Here is a 25,231-nt window from a genome sequence, read left to right as displayed (position 1 = left end):
TCGGTTTGCCGGATCAAGCCTGGCTTAAAGTGCGTTCAGAACCGCCTCACCCATTTCGCGGGTGGAGACCTTCTGGCCGCCGTCAGACATGATGTCTGCGGTACGCAGGCCCTGATCCAGCACCTTGCTGACCGCCGCTTCAATCGCTGCTGCGGCTTCTTCCTCATTCAGGCTGTAACGCAGCATCATGGCTGCACTGATGATGGTGGCCAGCGGATTGGCAATGCCCTTACCGGCGATATCCGGTGCCGAACCGTGGCAAGGCTCGTACATGCCCTGCTTTTCAGAGTTCAGCGACGCAGACGGCAACATGCCGATAGAGCCGGTGAGCATAGCTGCTTCGTCAGAAAGAATATCACCAAACATGTTGCCAGTCACAATCACGTCGAATTGCTTCGGCGCACGAACCAGCTGCATGGCAGCGTTGTCCACGTACATGTGGGACAGCTCCACATCGGGATATTCCCGCTTCAGGTCTTCCATGATTTCCCGCCACAGCACGGTCACTTCCAGCACGTTGGCTTTGTCTACGGAACACAGCTTCTTGCCCCGTTGCTGGGCCGCTTCAAAGGCAACCCGGCCAATCCGGCGAATCTCGGATTCGGTATATTGATAGGTGTTGTAACCCTGGCGCTCACCGTTCTCCAGCTCACGCACACCACGGGGTTGGCCGAAATAGATACCACCGGTCAGCTCACGCACGATCAGGATATCCAGCCCGGAAACCACTTCCGGCTTCAGGGAAGACGCAGACGCCAGCTGCGGGTACAGAATGGCCGGGCGCAGGTTGGCAAACAGCTGCAGGTTGGAGCGCAAACCCAGCAACCCCTTCTCCGGGCGCTTGGCCATCGGCAGGCTGTCCCACTGGGGGCCACCTACTGCGCCAAGCAGAATGGCATCGGCTTTGCGGGCCTTCTCCAGGGTCTCGTCCGGCAGCGGAGTATCATTGGCATCGATGGCCGCACCACCAACCAGCGCGCTGTCAAAGCTCAGGCCAAGACCAAACTGTTCGTTAACCTTGTGCAGAACCTTTTCTGCCTCGGCAACAATTTCCGGACCAATGCCGTCACCCGGCAGAAGCAATACATTACGGGACATATCCAAATCCTTGTTAATCAGTTTCCAGCGTTAAACAGCCAGGGAGCCGTCTTGCGGCGAGCCTCTTCGTAGGCGCGAATGGTATCGGCATCTTCCAGCGTTACACCAATGTCGTCCAGACCATTCAGCAGGCAGTGACGACGGAAGTCATCCACGTCAAAGCTGAACGACTCCCCAGACGGTGTCGTCACGGTCTTCGCTTCCAGGTCAACGGTCAGCTGATAACCTTCGCTCGCTTCGGCTTCCTTGAACAGCTTGTCGACAACTTCTTCATCCAAAACAATGGGTAACAGGCCGTTCTTAAAGCAGTTGTTGTAGAAGATATCGGCAAAGCTCGGGGCAATGATCACCCGGAAACCGAAATCATCCAGCGCCCAAGGCGCGTGCTCACGGCTGGAACCGCAACCGAAGTTGGCCCGGGCCAGCAGTACACTGGCGTTTTTGTAACGGTCCTGGTTCAGCACAAAATCCGGATTCAGCGGACGGCCAGCACAATCCTGATCCGGCTTCCCCTCGTCCAGGTAACGCAGTTCATCAAACAGGTTCGGGCCAAAGCCCGTGCGCTTGATGGACTTCAGAAACTGCTTGGGAATGATCATGTCCGTGTCCACATTGGAACGGTCCATGGGGGCTACGATGCCCTGGTGTTGCGTAAATGCGCGCATGGTCTCTCTCCTGTGGCTCAGTGCATCAATTCACGGACATCAACGAAGTGGCCAGTCACCGCTGCCGCGGCGGCCATAGCCGGGCTCACCAGGTGAGTCCGCCCACCAAAGCCCTGACGACCTTCGAAGTTCCGGTTGGAGGTAGACGCGCAATGCTCGCCCTGCCCCAACTTGTCGGCGTTCATAGCCAGACACATGGAACAACCCGGATCACGCCACTCCAGACCCGCCTCGATAAAGACCTTGTCGAGACCTTCCTTCTCCGCCTGGGCTTTGACCAGACCGGAACCCGGAACCACCATCGCCTGCTTGAGGCTCGCAGCCACCTTGCGGCCCTTAACCACCGCCGCAGCTTCCCGCAGATCCTCAATCCGGCTATTGGTGCAGGAACCGATAAACACGCGATCCAGCTTGATATCGGTAATTTTCTGGTTCGGCTGAAGGCCCATGTACTTCAACGCGCGGACGATCCCCTCGCGCTTGATGGGATCCTCTTCCTTCGCAGGATCCGGCACCGCGCCCTCTACACCAACCACCATCTCCGGCGACGTGCCCCAGCTCACCTGAGGCTGAATGGCGGAACCGTCCAGCTCAACCACTTTGTCGAACACCGCATCATCGTCGCTGTGGAGCGTGCGCCAGTATTCAACCGCCTTGTCCCAGGTATCACCCTTGGGAGAAAAAGGACGACCTTTGACATACTCGATGGTGGTGTCATCCACTGCCACCATACCCACCCGGGCACCGGCTTCGATGGACATATTACAAATGGTCATCCTGCCTTCCATGCTCAAACCACGGATGGCCTCGCCACCAAACTCAATGGCGTAACCGGTACCACCGGCGGTACCAATCTTGCCGATGATTGCCAGAACCACATCCTTGCCGGTCACACCCGCGCCCAGCTTGCCGTTCACCTTTACCAGCATGTTCTTCATCTTCTTCTGGACCAGGCACTGGGTCGCCAGAACATGCTCCACTTCAGACGTGCCGATACCATGAGCCAGACAGCCAAAAGCGCCGTGAGTAGAAGTATGAGAATCACCGCAGACAATGCTCATGCCCGGCAACGTCGCACCCTGCTCCGGCCCAATCACATGCACGATGCCCTGGCGCTGATCCTTGATCTTGAATTCGAGAATCCCGAACTCGTCACAGTTCTTGTCCAGCGTCTCCACCTGGGTTCGGGAGACCGGATCCACAATGCCGTCGATACCTTTATCACGATCCGTGGTGGGAACGTTATGATCCGGCGTGGCGATGTTGGCATCAATCCGCCAAGGCTTGCGGTTAGCCAGACGAAGCCCTTCAAAGGCCTGAGGTGATGTCACTTCGTGCAACAATTGACGATCAATGTAAATCAACGCAGAACCATCGTCCCGCTGCTTGACCAAATGGTCGTCCCACAATTTGTCGTATAAAGTCTTGCCCGCCATGATTCTCTCTCACTCTCTGGGGGTTTCTGTTTCTGCTTCGAATGGTGACATCATACCCCTACGTCACGAATAACCTCAATTCATGTTTTTTATGCTTTGCATTCCCAGCAGGAATCGACAATAGTAGAGCCATACTAAGGTGCAGGTCACGAACGGGCGGGTAAGGCTTTTCAAAACACGCCTACAAGCACATCCCTGTGGGCTCGTTTCGGGCCGTCCTTGGCCCTCAACGGTTTTGAAAAGCCTTACCCGCCCGTTCGCTCCCCCAACATGAGTCGGGAAGTCCTGAAACCTGCACCCAAGTATGAGGAGCAGATTCAGGAACCCCCTCCCAAAAATGTCGGAGGCCATGGATGGCCGGAGAGAAGCGCACACGGACGTGCTTGTAGCGGTTTTTGGGAGGGGGTTTCTGAATCTGATCCCTGCACCAACTTGGAATCCACCCATCAATTGGAGCAGCAACTATGGACGCAAACTCCCTGAAAGCATTCCTGACAATCGTCGACCAGGGCTCCTTCTCAGAAGCCGCTGAAACCCTGCACCTGACACAGCCAGCCATCAGCAAACGCCTGGCCGCCCTGGAAACCCAACTGGACACCCGACTGATCGACCGCAGCAACCGGGAAATCCGCCTGACCGAAGCCGGCACAAGACTCCTCCCCCATGCCCGCAAAATCCTCGATGAAATCCACAACGCCCGCATGGCCCTGACCACCAGCGCCGACAGCATCGGAGGCGAACTCCACGCCATCGCCAGCCACCACATCGGCCTGCACCACCTGCCCAACTGGCTGCGCCGCTACCGCCGGGAATACCCTCAAGTAGATCTGCATCTGCAATTCATGGAGTCCGATGCCGCCTACGACCAGATGAATAAACGCAATGCTGAACTGGCCTTTGTGACCCTCAGCGACAGCATGAATCCGGAGTTCTCCATCCTCGCCCAGTGGCCAGACCCAATGGCCTTCGTGGTTGGGAAAGAACACCCTCTCGCAGCACTGGCGAGTCCTGAACTTTCTGACCTCGCGCCACACCCGGCGTTGCTACCGGACACCAGCACCGCCACCTACCGGGTGGTCAGCCGTCTGTTTCTGGAAGCCAACCTCACCCTGAGACCCCTGATGCCAACCAACTACCTGGAAACCATCAAAATGATGGTAAGCGTTGGCCTTGGGTGGAGCATTTTGCCGGTTAGCATGCTCGATAACAGCCTGAAAGTGCTTGAAGTGCCCCACCCTGTTACCCGGGTTCTGGGTGCCGTGGCACTGTCCCGACGACAACTGGGCAGTGCCGCACAGGCATTGCTGCAGATAGTGGAACAGGAAGAAACGCGACCAGAGTCCGGTCAATGAGCTAGCTGGGGTTCCGGCGGCAGCTGCAAGCCCCGCCAGGTCACGATAATCGCAAGGGCCATTGCGGCGGCACCACCCCAGAACGCCGCGGAGGTACTGAAACCATCCACCAGGAAACCGGATAACCATGCACCGAGCGCCCCGCCGGCGCCGAAGGTCAGGCCACTGTATAGAGCCTGACCCTGGCCATGATGGTGCTTACCGAAAAAGCCCTGAATGTATTGGACGGATACTGCATGCAACGCGCCGTAAGAAGCCGCATGCAGCAGTTGGGCAAAGATCAGTACCGGCAATACCGACGTAAGCTCGGCAATCAGGCCCCAGCGGATCATCGTCAGCACCAGCGCCCCCAGCACCACCTGCCGTACACTAAAACGCCGGGATAGCCTGTGCATAATCAGAAACAAGCCTATCTCTGCGATGACTCCGAGTGACCACAGCAACCCGATGGCCAGCTTGCCGTATCCATGCTGTTCCAGGTGGATACTGAAGAAGGTGTAGTAGGCACCATGTGATACCTGAAGCAGAAAATTCATCGCGAAAAAAGCGATCACAGCCGGATGAGTGACAATTGCTTTGAGGCTGCCGACAGGTGCAGATTGCTGCTTGCGCTCGCCACGCTCGGAAGGCACCAGGAATGCCGACACGGCGATCCCCGCAAACACGGGCAACAAAAGCCAGGGCAAATACTGAATCTCTACTAGTTCCAGCAGCCCGCCTACCAGAGCCACGGCTCCGATGAATCCGACGGAGCCCCAAAGACGCACCTTGCCATACTTGTCACGGTGTTTGCCGAGCACCCGCAAGGTAATGACTTCATAAAGCGGCAGGATGGCGTTCCAGAAGAAAGTGAACACCAGCATGACCAGCAACAGACCGTAGAATCCGGGTTCCAGAAACACGCCGGCGAAAAACAGCGAGCCGAAAATATCACCAAATCGTACCAGGCGGACCCGCTGGCCGGTCCGGTCACCGATGTAACCCCAAACGCTGGGTGCGACGATCTTGGTTAGCTGGATGGTCGCCATCAATGTGGCAATCTGGAGATAGGAGTAGCCCTGCCCCTCAAGATAGAGGGACCAATAGGGCAAAAGCCCTCCAAGGAGGGCGAAAAACCAGAAATAGAGGTTCGACAGCCGCCAGTAGATGGTAGCGCCTCCCCTGAATCAGAGCTGGCCGAGGACCGGCGTGGTGACTTCTACATCGCCGTTCTGGCCGCGATGACGCAGGTAATGGTCCATCAGGACGATCGCCATCATGGCCTCGGCGATGGGCGTCGCGCGGATACCGACACAGGGGTCGTGCCGACCAGTGGTGATCACCTCCACCGGATTGCCGTCTACATCAATGCCCTTGCCGGGCAACCGCAAGCTTGATGTTGGCTTAAGGGCAATACTGGCAACAATCGGCTGGCCGGAGGAAATGCCGCCCAAAACACCACCGGCATTGTTGGAAAGGAAGCCTTCCGGCGTCATCTCATCCCGGTGCTCTGTCCCTTTCTGCTCGATGCAATCAAAACCGGCACCGATCTCCACACCTTTGACCGCGTTGATGCTCATCAGGGCGTGAGCAAGATCGGCATCCAGACGATCAAAAATCGGCTCACCAAGACCTGGAGGGACCCCCTCCGCAACCACATTGATGCGGGCGCCAATCGAATCCCCTTCTTTACGCAAAGCATCCATGTAGGCTTCCATCTCGGAGACCTTGTCTGCATCCGGACAAAAGAAGGGATTCTGGTGAACCTGATCCCAATCCAGCTTATCTGCCTTGATCGGTCCTAACTGGGAAAGATAACCCCGCACTTTGATCCCGAGACGCTGCTCAAGAAACTTCCGTGCGACCGCACCGGCAGCAACCCGCATGGCGGTTTCTCGCGCGGATGAGCGGCCACCGCCCCGGTAATCCCGGACACCATACTTATGGTGGTAAGTGTAGTCAGCGTGGGCCGGACGGAACTGGGCAGCAATCTTGGAATAGTCCTTGGAGCGCTGATCCGTGTTCTCGATAATCAGACCAATCGGTGTGCCCGTGGTTTTGCCCTCAAACACACCAGACAGAATCCGAACCTCGTCCGCCTCACGACGCTGGGTCGTATGCCGGGAAGTACCGGGTTTGCGGCGATCCAGGTCCCGCTGCATATCTTCTTCTGACAGCTCCAGGCCCGGAGGGCAACCGTCGATAATGCAGCCCAGGGCCGCGCCGTGACTCTCACCAAAGGTGGTGACGGTGAACAGCTTTCCGAATGTATTTCCCGACATAATTCAGCACTTTATACAGGTTTTGTAATTTACGATCTTAGCTTTTTCGGGCCTGCCATTCACGCAGATCCCGGGCAGTGACCAGGAATACGCCATCGCCGCCGTTCTCGAATTCCAGCCAGGTTAACGGCAAATCCGGGTAGGCATCATCCATGGCACCCCAGGAGTTGCCAACCTCCACAATCAGGAGTCCGTCGTCGGTGAGGTAATCGGCAGCCTGGGCAACTATGCGGTGGGCAATGTCCAGCCCATCGTCTCCGGCGGCCAGGCCCAGTTCGGGCTCATGGTGATACTCGGCCGGCATGTCTGCAAGGTCTTCCGCATCCACATAAGGCGGATTACTGACGATCACGTCGTAGCGACCTTCAATGTTGTCGAAAACATCCGACTGAATCGCGCGTACGCGACCCTCCAGTCCATGAAGTTCAATATTGGACTCAGCTACGGCGAGGGCATCCGCCGAAATATCAGACAGATCCACTTCCGCCTCGTCAAAAACCGTCGCCGCGCCAATACCGATACAGCCGCTGCCAGTACACAAATCCAGAATTCGTTGAACCTGCGTCGCGCCTAACCAGGGCTGAAGACCGTTCTCCAGCAGTTCGCCAATCGGCGAACGGGGAACCAGAACGCGCTCATCAACGTTGAACGGCATCCCCATAAACCAGGCTTCGCCAAGCAGGTAAGCAATCGGAATACGCTCGTTGACCCGACGCTCTACGCGCTCGAGAATCAGTTCCCGCTCTGAACGGGTCAGTCGCGCATCCAGAAACAGATTGTTGTTTTCCAGCGGCAGATGCAGGCTGCGCAATACCAGCTGAACGGCCTCATCCCAGACGTTATCAGTGCCATGGCCAAAGTAGATTGGCGAAGCCGCAAAACGGGAAACCGTGAACCGAAGCAGGTCACGGATGGAGTGCAGGTCGTCAACGGGACTGGTCAAAACTTAGCTTCCTGGTCTGGCTAATGGTGCGCGGCATTATACGCGCATTGCGGCGCGGGCTGCAGCTCTTGTGGCTCAGAGAGCCAGCGGGCCGGAGCTGCTGCGGCTTTGTTCAAACCGGTCCAGGGCGGCCAACATCCGCTCCCGGCCCAGTTGTATCAGCTCCGGGGCCTTGTGATAGTCGTAGCTTCTGCAGGCATTCTTGGGAATGTTAACCAACAGATCCGGTGGGTAGCCGGCAATCTTGTACTGCACTAACGCGCTTTGCATGGTCTCGATGGTCAGGTTCATTACATCGAATTTGCCAATGCCCAGCTTGTCCCAGTCGATGGTCTCGTGCTCGTCACGATGTCTGGACCGCCCCGATTCGTCTTCACGCTTTTTCTCGGGCGCCGTCTTTTTTGCCATTTCCCGGCTTATTTTCTGTTCCGGCGACTCACCACTTTCCGGTTTTCGGGAACCCAGCGTTTTCAGGGTATCCCAATCAAACCAGCGGGACGCCTTTTCGCGAATGGCATCGACCCATTCCTCCATATCGCTACTGGTTTCTTCCGGAGCAAACGCAGCGTCTGGAATGCGCCTTTGTTGATCATCCTCACCGCTCAGGTTAACGGCCATCACCAGATCTGCATGGGCTGAGATGGTGGGAATAATAGGCAATGGATTGAGCAGTGCGCCATCCACCAGTACCCGGCCGTTGAGCACCAGAGGCGTCACCACGCTGGGTATGGCAATGGAGGCGCGGATAGCCTGGTCCAGCGGGCCTTCCTGAAACCAGATTTCCTTATGGGCCAGAAGATCTGTTGCTACGGCGGTGTAAGCAATGGGCAGATCCTCAATACGCGTATCGCCCAGAATATCCCGAACCACAGAAAAGACTTTTTCTCCACGAATAGCGCCGACAGAAGTGAAGGTCACATCCAGCAATCGCAAGACATCAAACTGGCCGAGCCCGGTCACCCAGTCCTTGTAGTCTTTCATCTTACCGGCACCGTACATGCCACCGATCAGGGCGCCCATGGAGCAGCCGGAGATGGCAACGATCTCGTAACCACGCTCCTGAAGGACTTCAATCGCACCGATGTGGGCATAGCCACGGGCGCCGCCGCTACCAAGGGTGAGTGCAACGGTTTTGCCCTTACCAGGCAATGGCTCCATGCGCTCGGTACTGGCCGGCGCTGACGCCGCAGAAATACCAGAACTGGTCACTACCGACGTGACGCCGTCCTGCGCGGCTGCGGTTCTGCCGGACGCTTCCTTTTCCGGGCTATCCTTTTCTGCCATTTCCTTACCTCTTGATAACCAGCACCTCAACCCGGTTACCCTGCCGAGTCGGGTCATTCATCGGGACGGCCGGCCCAACCGGAACAATGCGTATCTGACTCAGCGAAATACCCGTCTTGCCCAGCAGCGCGGCCAGGCTTTCGGCCGCAGCGCGGGAACGCTCCAAAGCCGCTTCGAGCGGCTCATCCTGCTCGAGATCGGTGAACGAGGCCAGCACCACTTCCGCATCATCGCCAGCCCAGTCATTCAGGGTTCGCCGATCATCCGCTGACCACTCAAAACGAAACGTCACTCCGCCGGACCAGGGGATCACCAAAGGCCCCTGAATCGGGCCAACTCCAATGGTATACCCGGGAATGGCCGCACCGAAACCAACATTCAGATGCTCAACCCAGACATACTCCCTCAGGTTACCTCTTGTCACGGTGTAGACAAGGGTCAGCCATTGCTGTCCGTCCTCAGCGGTTGTCGCCGCAACCAGGTAATCCTGGGTGGCGTCCCGTCCCAGCAGTCGGGATTGCTGGAAAATCTGGTTGGCCCAGACATTACTGCGGCCACAGGCGATGCCTGCACACTCAAACAGAATCTTTGCGCCACCAGCAGACAATTGCTGGAAGTAATGGGCCCTCGCAGCCTGACGATTTGCATCCTTGGAGATTTCAAACAGCTGGCCCTGCCCCTGCACCGGCAGACGAGCCATGGTCTCGGAGCGGATTTCATCACGAATTTCCCGAACCGGACTAAAAAGCACCAGATGGCCAGCAGACTGAATTTCGACCGTGGATTCAAGCGTTGACTGCGGGAACGGGGCTGGCGCCTCTTCCGGCCAGGCAGCCATTGCAGGATTGGTGAAACCTAACAATATAAGGCCGGCCAGCGCACCGACCGTCGAAGAAAAGCCACGATCAGCCATGTAAGAGGAACCTGTTAATCGCTTCGGCAACGGGAGTGACCTCGCCGTCAAGATGACAATGATGCCCACCGGGCACATCGACTGTTTCAAGGTTGGGAACCAGATCGGCACGGCTATCGAGCCCGGTGCGCGAAACCAGCAATCCTTCTTCTGCCCTTACGAATAAAGCGGGAGTCTGGATGGCAGCCAAAGAGGCCCTGACTTGTTCTTCGGTCATCATCAGCGGTGTCGGATGTCGTAAACGGGCATCCGTGCGCCATATGAATCCACCAGGCTCCGCGCGCATGTTTCTGGGCACCAGCGTTTTTGCCGCCTCGGGGCTCAGAGGACTTAGCCCGCCCTCCCGGATTCGGGCCGCGCTCTGAACATCCGGATAGACCGCCGGGGCAGCAGAACCGGCCCTGCGTTTCTGTAATGCCCGCCGCAACTGGGGAATGGTCTCACGGGCTGGCCGACTGAGAGCGCCCAGACTGTCAATCATCACCAATCGACGCACCCGTTCCGGGAAGGCGGCGGCGTAGAGTGCGCAGACGATCCCGCCCAGAGAATGCCCCACAAGATCCAGAGGGTAACGTTCGCTTTCAGGAAAATGCCGTTCCACCAGTTCGGATAGATCCCCGACGTAGTCCATCAGCCAATAGCTGTAACCCGGTGGCCGATGGCCCGAGTGTCCGTGCCCTGCCATATCCACCGCATGTATCGTGGTGCTCTCGGCCAACAACGGCGCCAGTCGGGCAAAAGACATGGCATTGTCGAGCCAGCCGTGCAGAAGGATAGCCGGTGGTCGTGAGCTTTCCTCGCTGGAGCTCGGCCAGGTCAGACCCGAAAGAGTTATGTTATCCAGGGGCCAGTGCATTTCATGGCAGCCGGCCTGTGGTTCTGGAACGCTACCGGGCAACGAGGTCTCCGTCATTCGGTAGCGGCCTTACATGGTGTGGGTGGGACGATCGGAACTCAGCGAGCCGGCCAGGTAGGATTCAATCTTGGTGCGGGCAGTTTCGTCATCGCCATTGAACTGCACGCCAATGCCTGCGGCCCGGTTTCCCTGAGCACCCTTGGGGGTAATCCAGATCACCTTGCCAGCCACCGGGATTTTCTCCGGCTCATCCATCAGGTTGAGCAGCAGAAACACCTCATCGCCCAGCTGATATTGCTTCTGGGTAGGAATAAACAGGCCTCCCTGGCGGATATAGGGCATGTACGCCGCATAGAGAACCGCCTTGTCCTTGATCGTCAGGGTTAGAATACCGCTGCGTGCTCCGAATCCGGGCCCCATATCAAATACCTTTTACGCAAATTTACTGATATTTCGCAATGATAGCAGTTGATCCTGAACAACGCTCACGTTGTCTGCCGCTTCCGGGGCATCAACTCCCGCCAGGCCAGTAGAAGCTGAGTGGCCTCAAGCTCCGGGCTTGCGTTATATATGCCCGCACTCCGGCTTTCCCGAACCCGCTCCATCAATTGATGAGCGCGCCACGGCGGGTTGGCTCTGGCCAGATAGCCCAACATGTCTGCTGCCTCCGGGTCCTGAACTTCGCCCCCGGCACTGCACCGGGCCAGGTCCGCGGCCCAGCTTTCAAACAGCCATAATGTATCGTCCAGTCCCAGCGTTTTGAAGCGGCGGGCGGCGTCCCCTACCGTCATCTGGCCTTTCATGAACTGTCGAAATGCCTCGAAGGCCTCATCCCTCTGCGCAAGAAACTCGCCAGTGGCATACTCCAGCGCCAGCCTGGGAGCATTACCCGCCAGCATCAGGCTTTTGGCCAGAGTGTCCGGCGACGGGCGGATGGATTCCTCCAACTCGGATACCCGGGCAGACAGCCATCGCCCGGCATCCTCGGCATCAGGTAACGGTATGGTCAGGGCCTGGCAGCGGGATCGTATGGTGGGAAGTACCGGCCGCCCGGATTCCTGGAGCAGCAACAGGGTCACATCCGGCAAAGGCTCTTCCAGGGTTTTCAGCAATGCGTTGGCGGCGTTGATGTTGAGCTGATCCGCCCGGTCGACTATGGCCACCTTGCGGTGTGCAACCTGTGGCGAGGCCACGGCAAACGTCGAGAGCGCGCGGATCTGATCCACTTTCACCATCCGGGACTTTTCCGGTGAATACACCCGGACATCAGGATGGCTGTTCGCCGCGATCAACTGACACTGACGACACTGACCGCACGCAATCGGTGCTCCGTCGTCGAGGCCGACCTGCTGGTCGCACAACAGCAGCCCAGCGACGGCTTCTGCCCACGCCCTTTTCCCGACGCCCTGCTCACCAACGACCAGCAGCGCGTGAGGCAACCGATCCTGGGCCAGACGTTGCTGCACCGTGCTCCAGGCGCGGCCGAGCCAGGGCATGTCCTTCGCGATATCAGTCATGTCGGAACGTCCGTGAAGCGGGTTCAGGTTTACGACGGAGCTGTCGTTTCATCGTTTTCAATAGCCGGGTAAGCCTGCGCGCTTCGTGCGCGGAAGCTTCCTGTGTTGAGGCCGTATAGTAATGGCTGTTTACCGCCCGGGCAAAGAGGCGGACCGAAGATTCAACCTCCGGGCGCGCATTAGCCAGGCGTTCTGCCAGCGTCGCAGGGGTTTCACCGGTACGGACCGGCACGCCAACCTGTTCGCACAGCCGATGCCAGGCCAACACCACCCGACCGAATGCATCCTTGCGGGCGCCGCGGCGAATCGAAAGAGCCGAGACAACCCCTGCGATCAGCAGGGTGAAGCCAACCACTCCGGCCGTCAGGTAGCCAAGTTCCTTGAGCCCGAAATTGCCCGGCAACCGGGACATCAGATCCATCTGACTCTGCCCCTGGTAACCTACCACCCATCGCTGCCAGTGATAATTGATGCGATCGAGCTGGAGCGACGCCCATTGCAGGATCGCGACATCACCGTAGCGCTGCGGCGAGGTCAAATCATTTTCCAGGAACGAGCCCTCATCGGCCACCGCATCCCGCAATCCGGATTCAATCCTGCTTGGCGCAATGGCAGCTGTCGGGTCTACCCTCACCCAGCCCTGGCCTTCCAGCCACACCTCCACCCAGGCGTGGGCATCGTACTGACGGACAATGAGGTAATCTCCACCCGCCCCGGCGTCGCCGCCCTGATAGCCGACCACAATTCGGGCAGGAATCCCGGCGGCCCGGAAGACAAAGGTCGCCGCACCGGCATAGTGAGCACAAAAGCCCCGTTTTTCATCAAACAACAGCGCATCAATACCGTCGTCTGGCATGGTGGGCGGGCGCAACGTATAGAAATAGGCTTGCTCCCGAAAACGCCGGAGCAACGTGTTGACGACTTCCCAATGGGACAGATCTTCGGACAGTTCTCGTGCCAGCTCCCGGGCCCGGGGGTTGCCGGATGGAGGAAGCTGGAGATAGCGCCGAGTTTCTGCCGGGGAAAGGGCTTCAGCCGGCGCTGGCACAGCGGAAACCCGGGCCAGGCGATAACGCACCGGGCTGTCGGCGGGGCGCTGAAAGCGGAACAAATCCTCCGGCGTACTTACCACGTTGCCCGAGACGGCTACCGAGTTCTCCAGAGCAAACGCCCACCGCTGGTCTGTTGGCTCCAGCAGGATATCGTATTCATTACTTCGCAACGGCCCGACACCACCGTCGTTGTCTACCCTGGCTGGCCGTCGGAAACCGTCGGGGTCGCTCTGGCGCCAGGTCTCATCATCCAGATAATCGAGAATCAGACCCCGCCAGTAACGTTCCCGATATGGTGGCGACTCGCCCCCGAAGGTTACCCGGAACGCCCTTTCACTACTCTGGGCCAGATTGGAAATGTCGCCTGGTCGCATGGTATCGGAAATCCCGCTGCGGGCCTGACCGGACACCAACGGAACACTCCAGAGCGGCGCCATCCGTGGGAAAAAGACAAACAGCAGGACAACCACTGGCAGGGTTTTCAGTAGCAGCACACCCAGCCGCTTCCAGCCAGCCCTCAGGCTGCCGGGTAGATCCGGTGCATTGAGAATCTGAAGGCCCACCATCAGGCACCCAATGGCGGCGAACGTCAGCAATGCCCAGGCAATGTCCTGTTTGAACAGGAAGTTCACGGCCGCAAGATAAACCTGAATAAAAAACAGCACATAGAAATCCCTGGCGGACCGGGTTTCGAGCCATTTCAGCCCAACGGCCAACACGAAGAACGAGGCGGCGGTATCCACTGTGAAGCGCCCCTGCACGGTGGCCACGTAGACGCCAATCAGAGCCACCATGATTCCGGTGCGCAGCAGCCGCCCCGGCAGTTTTACCCGTCCCTTTTGCGCCAACCAGCGCCAACACGCCAGCACGGCACAGGCTGCAATGAGCCACCAGGGCAGCCGGTCCCACTGGGGAACCAGAAGCAGCGCAAAACTGGCAATCAACCACAATAGCGCGTTACCGGGGATGGCTTCGATCGGTGCCTGTTCTGCCGGTTTTGCGGAGAAAACTCTGGCCATGATCGTGCTCATGCCGACACTCCCGCTTTCGCATTCTCGGCCTGACGGGTACCAAAAGGCTGACCGTCAGGATCCCTCGGCGGTTGCTCGCCCCACACCGCTAGCGCGCGCAGACAACGCTCTCCATGCAGTGAACCAGTGTCCGGCTCAATGGTATCGCCGGGCAAACTGAGACCGAACCTTGCGTTTTTCTGAACCCGATCTGCCACCATCCAGGCCAGATAACTCAGCCGCAACTCGGCATCAACGCCGGGAAAAGCCTGGAAATCCAGCCAGTGCGGGCTGCCCTGCTCGCCCTGCCAGTCGGCCACAATCATCTGGCCTGTACGGGCAAAGCGCTTCCACATGACCCGCTGACTCATATCGCCTTCACGCCAGGGACGAAGGTCGGCATTGTCCTGGCCGGCCACAGGCGCAGACGACGCGGCTTCGCTACTATCCTGCACGGTTCCGGCAGCATCGGGTGCCGCTAAAGGCCTGGGAAAGGCCACTCCGGCAGACAAAGGACGCAACCAGGACCAGGCCTTTAACAGCCCGAACGGAAAACGGGTTTCGATACGGATCCGATCCGGACGAAGATAGCCGCGATGGGCAGACGGCACTGGCAGCACCACGTCCCGGGATTCACCCGGCGACACATGCACGCTCTCAACCGATGAATCCTCAACCGACAGGCTCAGGCCAAGGCCTGAATCCTTCCCTGCAGTCACCCGCAGCACAAACGGAATGTCATCACCCGCCCGACCTTCACCGGGACGGACCAGGGCAACAGAAAGACCGGACAGATTTCTGTGGGTCTGGTGCATGGCTCCCACAAACAAGGCGCCGAGAATAAACGTAAGCAGATAGATAAGGCTGTTCTGGTAATTGATTCCGGTAATCAGCATGACCAGCAGCAACAAGCCGTACACCACGCCGGCCGCGGTGGGCAGAATGAAGATGTTCTTCTGGCTGAGGGTCTGGCTGTCTGCTCTCGGGATTCGGCGATTGATCCATCGTCGCCAACGGGCGTTTAAAGAGTTTCGCATCATGCTCCTGCGACTGGGTTCAGGCCCAAAAGTTCATGGAATGTGGTTGCAAGTAATCCGGACATAAAACCATAAACATAATGGTTCCTTAACTATTTACCCTCGAGCACCGGATTCTGATCACACACCAGGCACTTTACGGTTGAAAAACTGTCGGACAAACCGAATACTGAAAAGTGATATTATGAAGCGTATTGACTGAAGCAGTACACTCAGCAGCGCCTCTTTTGAACCGATTCAGCATGAGGCAATCCCAAATGCGTCGCACACTGCTTGCAGCCGCGATCACGGCCACCACATTCACACCGGCCTGGGCCGGCGTACAAACCATGACCTCCGACGAGATGGTAGAAACCTACGTGGAGGATTCCGCCGTTATTATTGTCCCACGCCAGCAACAGAAGTCCGAAGCGGATCGGGAAAAGATCATCCGCGCCCTCACCATCTCGCCGGGCGAGCCCGTTCTGAGCGAAGCGGAAGAGGAAGCGTATCGGGAAGCCCTTCAGCGCTATCTTGATGAGGGCAAGAAAGATGCGCTGTCCGATGCCGAGGAGGAGTTTCTGCGCAGAGCCCTGCTGCTCCCGGTCGACGAACTGGCCAGAGCACAGCCACCTGCCGACTTCACCCCGAGAACACTTCCCATTATCTTTGGTCAGCAACCGGAAATTCCGGACGACCCCTTCACCCAGACTTTCCTGAACGATCAGTTGGGCATTGGCTTCGATGGCCAGAATCTGAATTTCAGTATCGGCAATCCGCCGGGCATTGACCAAATCCAGATCCCGGAAGCGATTAACGAAGGCCCAATTACCCTGACGCCGCGCCCGGGCGGTGGGTTTGACCTTTCCATTCAGGTACCCGATCAGTAATTGATCCAGCCCCTGGAATGAAAAACGGCGACCAGAGCGGTCGCCGTTTTTTTGTCTGACTGAATCAGCGCAAAAAAAACGCCCCGCAGCGCGGGGCGTTATCACCATTTTACGGTGTCAGGTCAACTTACTGGTGACCGTATACCTTCATGGTGGTGTTGGTCACAGCCAGGTTGTCCACTCGGAAGGAACCGATGGACTCACCGCCGATCTCAACCGCGCCTACACCGATGTCAGCTACGAAGGAAGGAATGCTGATTTCCAGAGCGTCGCCACCAGTGGCAGCAGAAGTGCCCTTGCCAACCGTAACAGTGGCAAATGCAAACATCGCCGGAGCACCAGTGCCTCCCTCATAGAACTGCGCGCCCATTACGGTCAGGTCACGCACGTTAACACCCCGGAAGTCCACGTCCATATCCATATCAGTCACGTTGAAGCCAACGTTCATGATCAGGTCGTCAGTGGCGGTATCCACACGGATGTTCAGCAGGCCGATGTTACCCTCGATACCGATGTTGCTGGCCAGCAGAGTGGAGTCGCCGCTGCCGTCAGTGGCGTTCAGAGAGACAGAGCCAACAGCCACGGCGAAGTCGATCGGAGCGCCAGAGATGCTGTGAACATCAATCACGGCATCGCCGTCTGCTTCAACATCGATGTCAATCAGCAGGTCGTCCAGCATGCCGGATACGCCAGTTACCGCGCCGTTGGCATCACGCTCAACGGAGCCGCCACCGATGGAGATGTCGTTAACTGCCAGGTAACCTTCGTCAGTGTAGCGGAACTCACCGATGGAAACTTCGGTTTCCAGTTCGATGGTCACACCGGCCTGACCGGTCACGTTACCCATGGTGGTGTCGTCAAGCGCTTTCAGATCAGCTTGAGCGGCAAAAGGAGCTGCAGCAACGGCCGTTGCCAGTGCGATTTTTTTCAGGCCTTTCATAACGTTCTCCTAATTGGAACAGTTTGTTGTTATTTCCATCTCGTGCAGACTGTTTGCTGTACTTTTGTATCTGCACGGCTACAGAGTACTGCAGGAGTAACTGAATGTTCCGTGACCACCTTCACGTAATCGATACCTGGATTGTCGGACACCTGACATCTATTCCTCAGACTCTTCCCCGACATTGATGTTAAAAATCTTTTTCTCCATCTCAACAACAACCTGCTCGCCAAAACGAGCTTTTCCATCGGTGACGTTAAAAGGTACAAGCTGAGCCAGCGTTGGACCGAAAATATGTTCCATTTCAACCACCAAAACCCGATCAGCTTCAGACTCTTTGTTGGGGTTTGCCGCCGTGTAAAATACCGCCGTCGCACCAATCTTGCCTTTCTTCACCAGGGCAATCAGCGAGCGCCGTAGCACTTCAATTGCCAAATCTGCCGGCATTTCCTCAATCTGCTTGATCCGAATCGTTTTGGTCTTGTCTCCAGTGTCGGTTACCACGGCAAACGGTTTTACCCCGCCAGTCACCACGATCCGGTTTTCAAGGTCATCGACCCCCTTCTGGTACATCCGCACAAACTGCTCCTGAATCATCTCCTTGATTTCAGTTTCAGACGGCTGCTGGGCATTGGCGTATCCGGGTGCCATGAGCAGGGGAACCAGAAACATCAGGAAGGTCATCAAACGGGATTTTAACTGTGTCATACCTACTCCACTTTCCTCAAAAAGCTCGCGCAACAGGAGCGCGCGGCTTTCACATTGTTTTTATGCTGGGGGTGCCCTGCTATCTCGGTTAGAATAGCCACCGGCTTTTTCTCTCCGTCCGAACAGGACGCTATTTCATTAGATCAGTGCCGCCGCAAACGCTACAACGCTGTTTTTGTGGCCTGTTTATCATTTCAGCAAGATTCCGGAGGACCCTTGGGCCGGGCAACAACGCGGGAACTTACCCGAGCGACCTACCACCAGCTTCTGATGCATGCCTGCCGGGCGTCCGATTTCGTCTTTCTTGGTAGCACAGCCGATAGCCCTGGCCGAGGCACCTTATGTGGCTTCTCTGCCATGGCCGTGCGCTCGCAGGAAATAGCTGGTGATAGTTCGGCCCCCATTGATACCGCTAGGCTCGCCCGGGAAATGGAAGAGCTTGCTGCGCCTTTTCAAGTCGAGCATGTTACCGACCCGAATCATCTCCCTGGCGGCTGGATCGGCTATCTGGGTTACGAACTTGGCTACGCCCGGGAACGGCGGCTGGCTCAACTGCGCCACGCCTCCACCGTTCCGTTAATGCATGCTGGGCTCTATCTCTGGACCGCGAGTTTTGACCGAAATAGCAGTCGTTTCTGGCTCTGGATTCACCCGTCATGCCCTGCTCCGATTCGCGATCAGGTTGAACAATGGCTGTCGGCCCCGGAAAACCTCCAGATGCACTGGCACATGGAAGCCCCATTCGCGCCGGCGCAAACGCCAGACCAATTCAAATCAGGTGTCGAAGCGATTAAACGCTACATAGAGGATGGCGATTGCTATCAGGCCAACCTATCCCAGGCATTCTCTGGCAGATTCTGCGGCCATCCCTGGCTGGCCTTCGAGAAGCTCACTGCCGCCAACCCGACGCCCTATAGCGCCTTCCTGAGCGTCGGTGACACCTCGGTTCTTTCCATATCGCCAGAGCGGTTTCTGAAAATAGATCAGGGCGTAGTCGAGACCAGCCCCATCAAAGGTACACGCCCCCGGGGCTCGTCGCCGGAATCCGATATCAATTTGGCGAATGAACTTCAGGCATCCGAGAAAGACCGCGCCGAGAACCTGATGATTGTGGATCTGTTACGGAACGATCTCAGCGTTCACGCCGAGGCCGGTAGCGTAGAGGTTGAACAGCTGTTTGCCCTGGAGTCCTACGCCAACGTCCACCACCTGGTCAGCCATATCAAGGCCAGGTTAAAACCGGGTATCAGCCCACTTCAGGTGTTGTTCGATGCCTTTCCTGGCGGTTCCATCACGGGTGCTCCGAAAATCCGGGCGATGGAAATCATTCGGGAACTGGAGCCACACTGGCGCGGGCCCTATTGCGGGTCTGTCTTCTATTACGGACTTGATGGTCGGCTGGACAGCAACATCGCGATACGAACCCTGCTGTGCGAGTCCAACGGTACGATTCGTTGTTGGGGGGGCGGAGGCATTGTGGCGGATTCGGACCCGGAGGCCGAGTATCAGGAGACACTTACCAAGGTCAAACCGCTGATGAATTTTCTGGAAAAGCTGGAACTCTGATCTGCACCACTGTCGCAAAGCCGCGGCGCAGATCAGCGATTCGAACGATCAGGCGCTGTGAATCGCGCTCGCCTTCAAAAATTCCTGTTTCAGATCGTCAAAATTGTGCACCGCCGGGAACTGCGGGAACTCATCGATAACGTTCTGGGGCGCGTGGAACAGAATGCCCGCCTCTGCCTGGCCCAGCATGGTGGTATCGTTGTAGGAATCGCCAGCGGCAATCACCCGGTAGTTCAACAACTGGAATGCGCGTACGGACTGGCGTTTCGGATCCCGCTGACGCAGCAGATAGTTGGTGATCTGGCCGCTCTCCGCCACTTCCAGTTTATGACACAGCAACGCCGGGTAGCCGAGTTTCTTCATCAGCGGCATGGCGAACTCGTAAAAGGTGTCAGAGAGAATCACCACCTGGAAGCGCTCACGCAGCCAGTCGAGGAATTCCCGGGCGCCCGGAAGCGGGTCCAGAGTGCCAATCACTTCCTGAATCTCCGGCAAGCCATAGCCGTGCTGATCCAGAATGCCCAGGCGCTGCTTCATCAAGACATCGTAATCAGGAATATCCCGGGTGGTTGCCTTGAGTTCTTCAATGCCGGTTTTTTCTGCAAAGGCGATCCAGATTTCCGGGATGAGTACGCCCTCAAGGTCAAGACATGCGAGTTCCACAACGGTCTCCTGAACGATAAGTAAAAAGGCGGGGCAGCTGCGCCCCGGTTGGTGGGCGTATGATATGAAAAAGCGCGGCCAAATGCATCGTGTATCCGGTTTTTGCCTCGACCTGAAGGCATAAAGATATAGATCCTCATTCCTTCAGGATATTAAAGGTTTGCTGCTAAGCTAGCCGCACAAGCTATTGATACAGACTGGATGATTATGACTGACATCGATTCTCTCCGGGCAGAACTGGACGGCCAGAGCCCCAGGGCGATCCTGAAAGCCGCCCTCGCCCACTATGGCAACATTGCCATTTCTTTCAGTGGCGCCGAGGATGTCGTACTGATCGAAATGGCTCACAAACTGACCGACAACCTCCGGGTGTTTACCCTGGATACCGGCCGACTGCACCCGGAAACCTACGAGTTTGTCGATCGGGTGCGCAAACACTACGGCATCGATATTGAAGTCCTGTTCCCGGATGCCAAAGAAGTTCAGGACATGGTCAACCGCAAAGGCCTGTTCAGTTTTTACGAAGATGGTCATTCTGAGTGCTGCGGTATCCGCAAGGTTAACCCGTTGCGCCGGAAGCTCGCCACGCTGGATGCCTGGGTCACGGGCCAGCGTCGGGATCAGAGCCCTGGTACCCGGAATGAGGTGCCGGTGGTCCAGCTGGATACCGCCTTCTCAACCGACGATAAGCCATTGGTAAAATTTAACCCGCTGGCAAACTGGAGCTCCAAAGAAGTCTGGGATTACATCCGCATGTCTGAGGCGCCCTATAACCGGTTACACGAGCAGGGCTTTGTCAGTATTGGATGCCAGCCCTGCACCCGCCCGGTGCTACCTGGTCAGCACGAGCGCGAAGGACGCTGGTGGTGGGAAGAAGCCACCCACAAGGAATGCGGTCTGCATGCCGGCAACCTGATCGGCAAGTCTGGCTGAACTGCCCGAAGCTGTGCCCACAAAAAAGCCCGCGTCGCCTTAACGGCCCGCGGGCTTTTCATTGGCCCCAACCTCAGTAGGTAGGCAGCTCGATATCCTTGAATAGCTCCTGGATTTCGGAACGGCTTCCCTGATGGGCCACGGCTTCATCCACCTTTTCCTTGGTGAGATGGGGCGCGAACCGTTCCATGAAGTCGTACATGTAGCCCCGCAGGAAGGTTCCTTTGCGAAAACCAATACGGGTGACCGATGCCCTGAACAGCTTGCTGGCATCCAGCGCCACGAGATCAGTATCCACCTTGGGATCGAACGCCATACTGGCGATAATGCCGACGCCCAGACCCAGTCGCACATAAGTTTTGATAACGTCGGCATCCGCTGCGGTAAACACCACTTTCGGGGTCAGCCCCCGTGACTGGAATGCCTCGTCCAGCTTGGATCGCCCGGTGAACCCGAACACGTAGGTAACCAGGGAGTACTCTGCCAGTTCTTCAAGCGTCAGTTCCTGACCTTTTGCCAGAGGGTGATCCTTGGGAACGATCACGCAGCGGTTCCATTTATAGCAGGGCATCATGATCAGATCGTTGAACAGGTCCATGCCTTCAGTGGCAATGGCAAAATCCACCGCCCCGTTGGCGGCCATCTCTGAAATCTGCATGGGTGTGCCCTGGTGCATGTGCAAGGACACATCCGGATACTCCTCAATAAAGCCCCGGATGACCGGCGGCAGCGCATAACGCGCCTGGGTGTGGGTGGTCGCGATGCTCAGGTCGCCTTTACGCTGGTTACTGAACTCCTGGGCAATTTTCTTGATGCCCTCGACCCGACGCAGGATCTCCCCTGCCTCCCGGATGATGATCTCGCCGCCGGGGGTAATGCGGGTCAGGTGCTTGCCGCTGCGGGCAAACACCTCAAGCCCCAGCTCGTCCTCGAGCAAACGAATCTGTTTGGAAATGCCCGGTTGTGAGGTGAACAGGCTCTGGGCGGTGGCGGACACATTCAGGTCGTGGTGCGCAACTTCCCAGATATAACGCAGCTGCTGTAATTTCATTAATCTTGTCGCTCCCTGGATTTCCGGCCCTGAGTCAGTGCCTCAGGCTCAACTCGTGAACGCTGGTGGATTCATAACCGGATAATACGCATAAAGGATCAATTTTTCATTCTTTTTTGGTATACAAGGCAATCTGTATTCAGTGTAGACCAAATCTCTGGTTTCGCTGGCCCGACAACACCTTGCGTCAACACAGCCCTTGACTTGTGTGTGACAAAGCACACAATCGCTAATCAAACGTGCCCAGATCCCGGGAAGCCATGCTGCTGACAACCAAATTCCTCCGGCCAACACCCGATTCCAGAGCCGTTCAACGTCAACGGCTGGACACCCTGCTGCAACCGGAATCCGGCAAACGACTGAATCTGGTTATTGCACCGGCGGGTTACGGCAAGACCACCCTGGCCAGCCAATGGTGCGCCGGCAACAGCATGCCCACCGCCTGGCTCTCACTGGACGAGCACGACGACAAGCCAAGGCAGTTCTGGCAGTACGTGATTGGCGCCTTCGAGCATGCCGGGCTAATCGGACTGGAGGACTGCAAGAAACTGTTGGCCAGGCAGGACGCCGACGAACTTACACCCGCCATTACCGGCCTTTTGAATGTTCTCGCGGCCGATGGCAATGCCTGGTCTCTGGTGGTGGATGACTACCACGTTATCAGTAACGACACCCTCCATCGCCAGCTCGCTTGGTTTCTGGACTATCTGCCACCCGGAATTCTGGTGACCCTGGCGTCACGAACAGAGCCACCGCTGCCCCTGGCCCGCTGGCGCGTCCACCGCCAGGTTCAGGACATCCACCCCGGTCTGCTGGCGTTTTCCGAAGAGGAATGTCAGGAATTCTTCCGCAGTACGATGGCCATGGAGCTGTCAGAGGACGACATTCGGTCGATATGCCGTAAAACCGAAGGCTGGGTCGCCGCCATGCAGCTTTCAGCATTGGCCGGCAAGAAAGAAGCCGTCCTGCCCGGTCAGGCCCTGGGCTCACCGGACAGCCGACTGATTTCCGATTATGTCCTTACAGAAGTGCTTGAGCAGCTTCCCGAAGATCTGAAGGACTTCCTGCTGGAAACCGCGTGTTGTCCGCGCTTATGCGCCCCTTTGTGCAATGCCGTCAGGCAACGCCAGGACAGTCAGGAAAAGCTGTCCAGCCTTTTGTCCCAGAATCTCTTTCTGATCCCGCTGGACAACAGCAACGAGTGGTTCCGTTACCACGACCTGTTTCGGGAAGCCCTGTTACAGCGAATCCAGAGTGCCGCCCCCTCCCATGCCTCGGAACTTCAGTCCCGTGCCATTGACTGGCTACTGCGCCATGGCCATGTGCAGGAAGGGATTGCCCAGATTGTCCGGCGCAACGATACGGACCATCTGGCGGCGGTTCTGGCGGAACACGGCAACAATCTGATTCATGGCGGCTATCACCTTCCGGTACTGGAATGGCTGGATGCGATCCCTGCCCACAAGATTCAGGACAGCCCACAACTGCAGATGCTCAGGATCTGGGGGCTGTTTTTCGCAAACCGGGTGGAAAGCCTGGACCCGCTTCTGCTGGAAGTTGAGGATCTGCTGGACCGCCGCGTTGCCGATTCCCACCCGGATGCTGAAGGCGCCCTGGCGTTGCACAGCGAGATTTCCCTGGTGAGATCCTACCTGGCCCGCACCCGCAACGACGAAAAAAACGCCTCGGATCTTACCCGGCAGGTGCTGAAGGACATTGATCAGATCAGCATTCCCCTGAAGTCCGTCACCTATTACGGCCTGGGCCTGGATTATTTCGGCAAGGGCGAACTGAATGACGCCGAGGAGGCTCTGGAGTCTGCCGTTCATTATGGCCAGGTAGAGCGCAAAGCAAGTACCGTTCTGTCATCCGGCGGCCTGCTCGCCTGGATTCAATACCACCGTGGCGATACCGATCTTGCTCTTGAGACGACGGGGCGAGTCCGACAATGGGTGGACGAACACTATTCGGACCCCAGCCAGCCGAGACTGATCTCCTGCTGGCAAAACAGTGCATTGACAGAAATCTATCGCGAGCGAAACCAGATCAGCACCGCCGACGGATACCTGGCCCCCCTGCTCGATCATGTACGAAAGGGTACCGAACCGGGCCAGCATGTGGTGATCCAGTATGTACGGGGACACCTCGCCTTTACCCGGGGTGACCTGGAAACGGCGGTTGAGGCACTGGAAGATGCCGTGACCACCGGCCGGCGCCGGAGGGAACACATTGTATTCGAGCCCCCGGCCGCTTCCGCGTTGCTGGCAAGGTGCTACCTGAGTTCCGGCCATGCCGACAAGGCTCGCGCCTGTTTGCAGCCCACCCTGGATCAACCAGCCACCAACCCGCTAAACCGGGAGCAGAACCAGATTGCCCTGGCCCGGGTGCAGAATGCACTGGGCGAATATCAGCAAGCCCAGGACACCCTGTCCGCTCTGATTCCAACGGCGGAACGCAACGCCCACAACCGGCATCTGGTGGAGATTCTTCTGGTGTACGCCGAGGCGCTTGCCCACGAGGGCCGTGCCGACGAGTCCGATGCCATGCTGGAGAAGGCATTGGACCGGGCCGAAAACGCGGGTTTTCTGCGCCTGTTCGCGGAAGAGAGCACTGCCCTGCGGGACATGCTTCTGGATTTTCCCAGACTACGCACCCCGGGCCGGTGGAACCGGGAGTTGCTCGCAATGCTTCGGGAACTTGCTGCAGAGCAGCCTGGCGAACCGTCTTCCAATGGCGCCCAGGAAACCAGTCGTACCAACGAGACTGCCCGTTCGGGGGGTGAGGCTGCAAATGTTCTGGCGGAACCGTTGAGCCAGCGTGAGCAAGAAGTGCTTGTGCTGATCCATCAGGGACTGTCCAACAAAGAAATCGCTGAACGCATGTCCGTTGCCCCGGCAACCGTGAAGGCGCACATCAGGAATCTGTACGGCAAGCTCGGAGTGAGCCGGCGCACCGAGGCGCTGGCGAAAGCAAGGGAGGTGGGGTTGCTGGAGGATGTCGCAAAAACGTGATGAACATCACATTTGATACCAATTAAGCCTGGTCACTACGCCCTTTGGACGATCCGTTTACGCCCC

22 protein-coding genes are annotated in these 25,231 nt (G+C 57.5%); 5 read left to right on the top strand and 17 right to left on the bottom strand.

The features are described from left to right. Positions 1-24 precede the first annotated feature (24 nt). Genes leuB through leuC form a run of 3 tightly spaced genes read right to left on the bottom strand, consistent with a single transcriptional unit; the run spans position 25 to position 3,199 of the window. On the bottom strand, positions 25-1,098 hold the full coding sequence (leuB, locus tag Q669_RS02890) for a 3-isopropylmalate dehydrogenase (protein WP_022991172.1): 1,074 nt from the start codon (positions 1,096-1,098) through the stop codon (positions 25-27). A 17-nt stretch (positions 1,099-1,115) separates the two neighbouring features. Next, positions 1,116-1,763 (bottom strand): 3-isopropylmalate dehydratase small subunit, encoded by a 648-nt coding sequence (leuD, locus tag Q669_RS02885; RefSeq protein WP_022991171.1) that lies wholly within the window; start codon positions 1,761-1,763, stop codon positions 1,116-1,118. 17 nt (positions 1,764-1,780) lie between these two features. Next, positions 1,781-3,199, bottom strand: coding sequence for a 3-isopropylmalate dehydratase large subunit (gene leuC, locus Q669_RS02880; RefSeq protein ID WP_022991170.1), 1,419 nt, complete (start codon positions 3,197-3,199; stop codon positions 1,781-1,783). Between the two features lie 464 nt (positions 3,200-3,663). Here leuC and Q669_RS02875 point away from each other — a divergent pair, with 464 nt between their 5' ends. Beyond that, positions 3,664-4,551 (top strand): LysR family transcriptional regulator, encoded by an 888-nt coding sequence (locus Q669_RS02875; RefSeq protein ID WP_022991169.1) that lies wholly within the window; start codon positions 3,664-3,666, stop codon positions 4,549-4,551. Here the strand turns inward: Q669_RS02875 and Q669_RS02870 are convergent. From Q669_RS02870 to Q669_RS02825, 10 genes are all read right to left on the bottom strand, one after another. Beyond that, positions 4,545-5,699: an MFS transporter gene (locus Q669_RS02870; RefSeq protein WP_036148527.1), complete on the bottom strand. Its 1,155-nt coding sequence runs from the start codon at positions 5,697-5,699 to the stop codon at positions 4,545-4,547. The genes Q669_RS02875 and Q669_RS02870 overlap by 7 nt on opposite strands. 18 nt (positions 5,700-5,717) lie before the next feature. Further along, positions 5,718-6,812: a chorismate synthase gene (aroC, locus tag Q669_RS02865; protein WP_022991167.1), complete on the bottom strand. Its 1,095-nt coding sequence runs from the start codon at positions 6,810-6,812 to the stop codon at positions 5,718-5,720. 37 nt (positions 6,813-6,849) lie between these two features. After that, the gene (gene prmB / locus Q669_RS02860) at positions 6,850-7,755 is read right to left on the bottom strand and encodes a 50S ribosomal protein L3 N(5)-glutamine methyltransferase (protein ID WP_022991166.1); all 906 of its coding nucleotides are present in this window, start codon (positions 7,753-7,755) and stop codon (positions 6,850-6,852) included. A gap of 75 nt (positions 7,756-7,830) precedes the next feature. After that, a complete protein-coding gene (locus Q669_RS02855; protein WP_022991165.1) occupies positions 7,831-9,039 on the bottom strand; it encodes a patatin-like phospholipase family protein in 1,209 nt (402 codons plus the stop codon). Positions 9,040-9,043: 4 nt separating this feature from the next. Continuing rightward, entirely contained in the window at positions 9,044-9,952 is a 909-nt protein-coding gene (locus Q669_RS02850; protein ID WP_022991164.1) for a DUF4892 domain-containing protein, read from the bottom strand. Next, positions 9,945-10,865 (bottom strand): alpha/beta fold hydrolase, encoded by a 921-nt coding sequence (locus Q669_RS02845; RefSeq protein ID WP_036148523.1) that lies wholly within the window; start codon positions 10,863-10,865, stop codon positions 9,945-9,947. The genes Q669_RS02850 and Q669_RS02845 overlap by 8 nt, the downstream gene beginning before the upstream one ends. A 12-nt stretch (positions 10,866-10,877) precedes the next feature. Then, positions 10,878-11,228, bottom strand: a complete 351-nt coding sequence (locus Q669_RS02840) for a PilZ domain-containing protein (protein ID WP_008171779.1) — start codon at positions 11,226-11,228, stop codon at positions 10,878-10,880. A 65-nt stretch (positions 11,229-11,293) separates the two neighbouring features. Then, a complete protein-coding gene (gene holB, locus Q669_RS02835; RefSeq protein ID WP_011785059.1) occupies positions 11,294-12,325 on the bottom strand; it encodes a DNA polymerase III subunit delta' in 1,032 nt (343 codons plus the stop codon). After that, positions 12,318-14,408, bottom strand: a complete 2,091-nt coding sequence (locus tag Q669_RS02830; protein ID WP_022991162.1) for a DUF3488 and DUF4129 domain-containing transglutaminase family protein — start codon at positions 14,406-14,408, stop codon at positions 12,318-12,320. The genes holB and Q669_RS02830 overlap by 8 nt, the downstream gene beginning before the upstream one ends. Further along, positions 14,405-15,427 carry a DUF58 domain-containing protein gene (locus Q669_RS02825; protein ID WP_036148520.1) on the bottom strand — a complete coding sequence of 341 codons (1,023 nt, stop codon included), beginning with the start codon at positions 15,425-15,427 and terminating at the stop codon, positions 14,405-14,407. The genes Q669_RS02830 and Q669_RS02825 overlap by 4 nt, the downstream gene beginning before the upstream one ends. 254 nt (positions 15,428-15,681) lie before the next feature. On the opposite strand from Q669_RS02825, the gene Q669_RS02820 reads away from it, so the two are divergent. Then, positions 15,682-16,293 (top strand): hypothetical protein, encoded by a 612-nt coding sequence (locus Q669_RS02820; RefSeq protein ID WP_022991160.1) that lies wholly within the window; start codon positions 15,682-15,684, stop codon positions 16,291-16,293. A gap of 127 nt (positions 16,294-16,420) precedes the next feature. Here the strand turns inward: Q669_RS02820 and Q669_RS02815 are convergent, their stop codons facing one another. After that, positions 16,421-17,233, bottom strand: a complete 813-nt coding sequence (locus Q669_RS02815) for a DUF6160 family protein (protein WP_022991159.1) — start codon at positions 17,231-17,233, stop codon at positions 16,421-16,423. 159 nt (positions 17,234-17,392) lie between these two features. Continuing rightward, complete coding sequence (locus tag Q669_RS02810; protein WP_227501047.1) at positions 17,393-17,974, bottom strand: hypothetical protein; 582 nt, start codon at positions 17,972-17,974, stop codon at positions 17,393-17,395. A gap of 183 nt (positions 17,975-18,157) precedes the next feature. On the opposite strand from Q669_RS02810, the gene pabB reads away from it, so the two are divergent. After that, a complete protein-coding gene (gene pabB, locus Q669_RS02805; protein ID WP_022991157.1) occupies positions 18,158-19,507 on the top strand; it encodes an aminodeoxychorismate synthase component I in 1,350 nt (449 codons plus the stop codon). A 48-nt stretch (positions 19,508-19,555) separates the two neighbouring features. Here the strand turns inward: pabB and thrH are convergent, their stop codons facing one another. Beyond that, positions 19,556-20,170, bottom strand: coding sequence for a bifunctional phosphoserine phosphatase/homoserine phosphotransferase ThrH (thrH, locus tag Q669_RS02800; RefSeq protein ID WP_022991156.1), 615 nt, complete (start codon positions 20,168-20,170; stop codon positions 19,556-19,558). Positions 20,171-20,377: 207 nt separating this feature from the next. On the opposite strand from thrH, the gene Q669_RS02795 reads away from it, so the two are divergent. Continuing rightward, on the top strand, positions 20,378-21,103 hold the full coding sequence (locus Q669_RS02795; protein ID WP_022991155.1) for a phosphoadenylyl-sulfate reductase: 726 nt from the start codon (positions 20,378-20,380) through the stop codon (positions 21,101-21,103). A 73-nt stretch (positions 21,104-21,176) separates the two neighbouring features. On the opposite strand, the gene cysB is transcribed toward Q669_RS02795, so the two are convergent. Next, a complete protein-coding gene (gene cysB, locus Q669_RS02790; protein WP_022991154.1) occupies positions 21,177-22,154 on the bottom strand; it encodes an HTH-type transcriptional regulator CysB in 978 nt (325 codons plus the stop codon). Positions 22,155-22,414: 260 nt separating this feature from the next. On the opposite strand from cysB, the gene Q669_RS02785 reads away from it, so the two are divergent. Next, complete coding sequence (locus tag Q669_RS02785; protein ID WP_022991153.1) at positions 22,415-25,165, top strand: LuxR C-terminal-related transcriptional regulator; 2,751 nt, start codon at positions 22,415-22,417, stop codon at positions 25,163-25,165. Positions 25,166-25,231: the final 66 nt, after the last annotated feature.

Source organism: Marinobacter sp. C1S70, from assembly GCF_000475355.1.
Lineage (GTDB): Bacteria > Pseudomonadota > Gammaproteobacteria > Pseudomonadales > Oleiphilaceae > Marinobacter > Marinobacter nauticus.
Note: the sequence above shows the minus strand (reverse complement) of the source record. Positions and strands in the feature narration are given on the sequence as shown.

Coding starts and splice junctions, on each gene's coding strand:
- Q669_RS02845 (WP_036148523.1), bottom strand. CDS start 10,865: ATGACGGAGACCTCGTTGCCCGGTAGCGTTCCAGAACCACAGGCCGGC.
- aroC (WP_022991167.1), bottom strand. CDS start 6,812: ATGTCGGGAAATACATTCGGAAAGCTGTTCACCGTCACCACCTTTGGT.
- leuB (WP_022991172.1), bottom strand. CDS start 1,098: ATGTCCCGTAATGTATTGCTTCTGCCGGGTGACGGCATTGGTCCGGAA.
- Q669_RS02850 (WP_022991164.1), bottom strand. CDS start 9,952: ATGGCTGATCGTGGCTTTTCTTCGACGGTCGGTGCGCTGGCCGGCCTT.
- Q669_RS02795 (WP_022991155.1), top strand. CDS start 20,378: ATGACTGACATCGATTCTCTCCGGGCAGAACTGGACGGCCAGAGCCCC.
- holB (WP_011785059.1), bottom strand. CDS start 12,325: ATGACTGATATCGCGAAGGACATGCCCTGGCTCGGCCGCGCCTGGAGC.
- Q669_RS02875 (WP_022991169.1), top strand. CDS start 3,664: ATGGACGCAAACTCCCTGAAAGCATTCCTGACAATCGTCGACCAGGGC.
- Q669_RS02855 (WP_022991165.1), bottom strand. CDS start 9,039: ATGGCAGAAAAGGATAGCCCGGAAAAGGAAGCGTCCGGCAGAACCGCA.
- Q669_RS02785 (WP_022991153.1), top strand. CDS start 22,415: ATGCTGCTGACAACCAAATTCCTCCGGCCAACACCCGATTCCAGAGCC.
- Q669_RS02830 (WP_022991162.1), bottom strand. CDS start 14,408: ATGAGCACGATCATGGCCAGAGTTTTCTCCGCAAAACCGGCAGAACAG.
- Q669_RS02840 (WP_008171779.1), bottom strand. CDS start 11,228: ATGGGGCCCGGATTCGGAGCACGCAGCGGTATTCTAACCCTGACGATC.
- Q669_RS02815 (WP_022991159.1), bottom strand. CDS start 17,233: ATGAAAGGCCTGAAAAAAATCGCACTGGCAACGGCCGTTGCTGCAGCT.
- Q669_RS02820 (WP_022991160.1), top strand. CDS start 15,682: ATGCGTCGCACACTGCTTGCAGCCGCGATCACGGCCACCACATTCACA.
- leuC (WP_022991170.1), bottom strand. CDS start 3,199: ATGGCGGGCAAGACTTTATACGACAAATTGTGGGACGACCATTTGGTC.
- leuD (WP_022991171.1), bottom strand. CDS start 1,763: ATGCGCGCATTTACGCAACACCAGGGCATCGTAGCCCCCATGGACCGT.
- cysB (WP_022991154.1), bottom strand. CDS start 22,154: ATGAAATTACAGCAGCTGCGTTATATCTGGGAAGTTGCGCACCACGAC.
- Q669_RS02825 (WP_036148520.1), bottom strand. CDS start 15,427: ATGATGCGAAACTCTTTAAACGCCCGTTGGCGACGATGGATCAATCGC.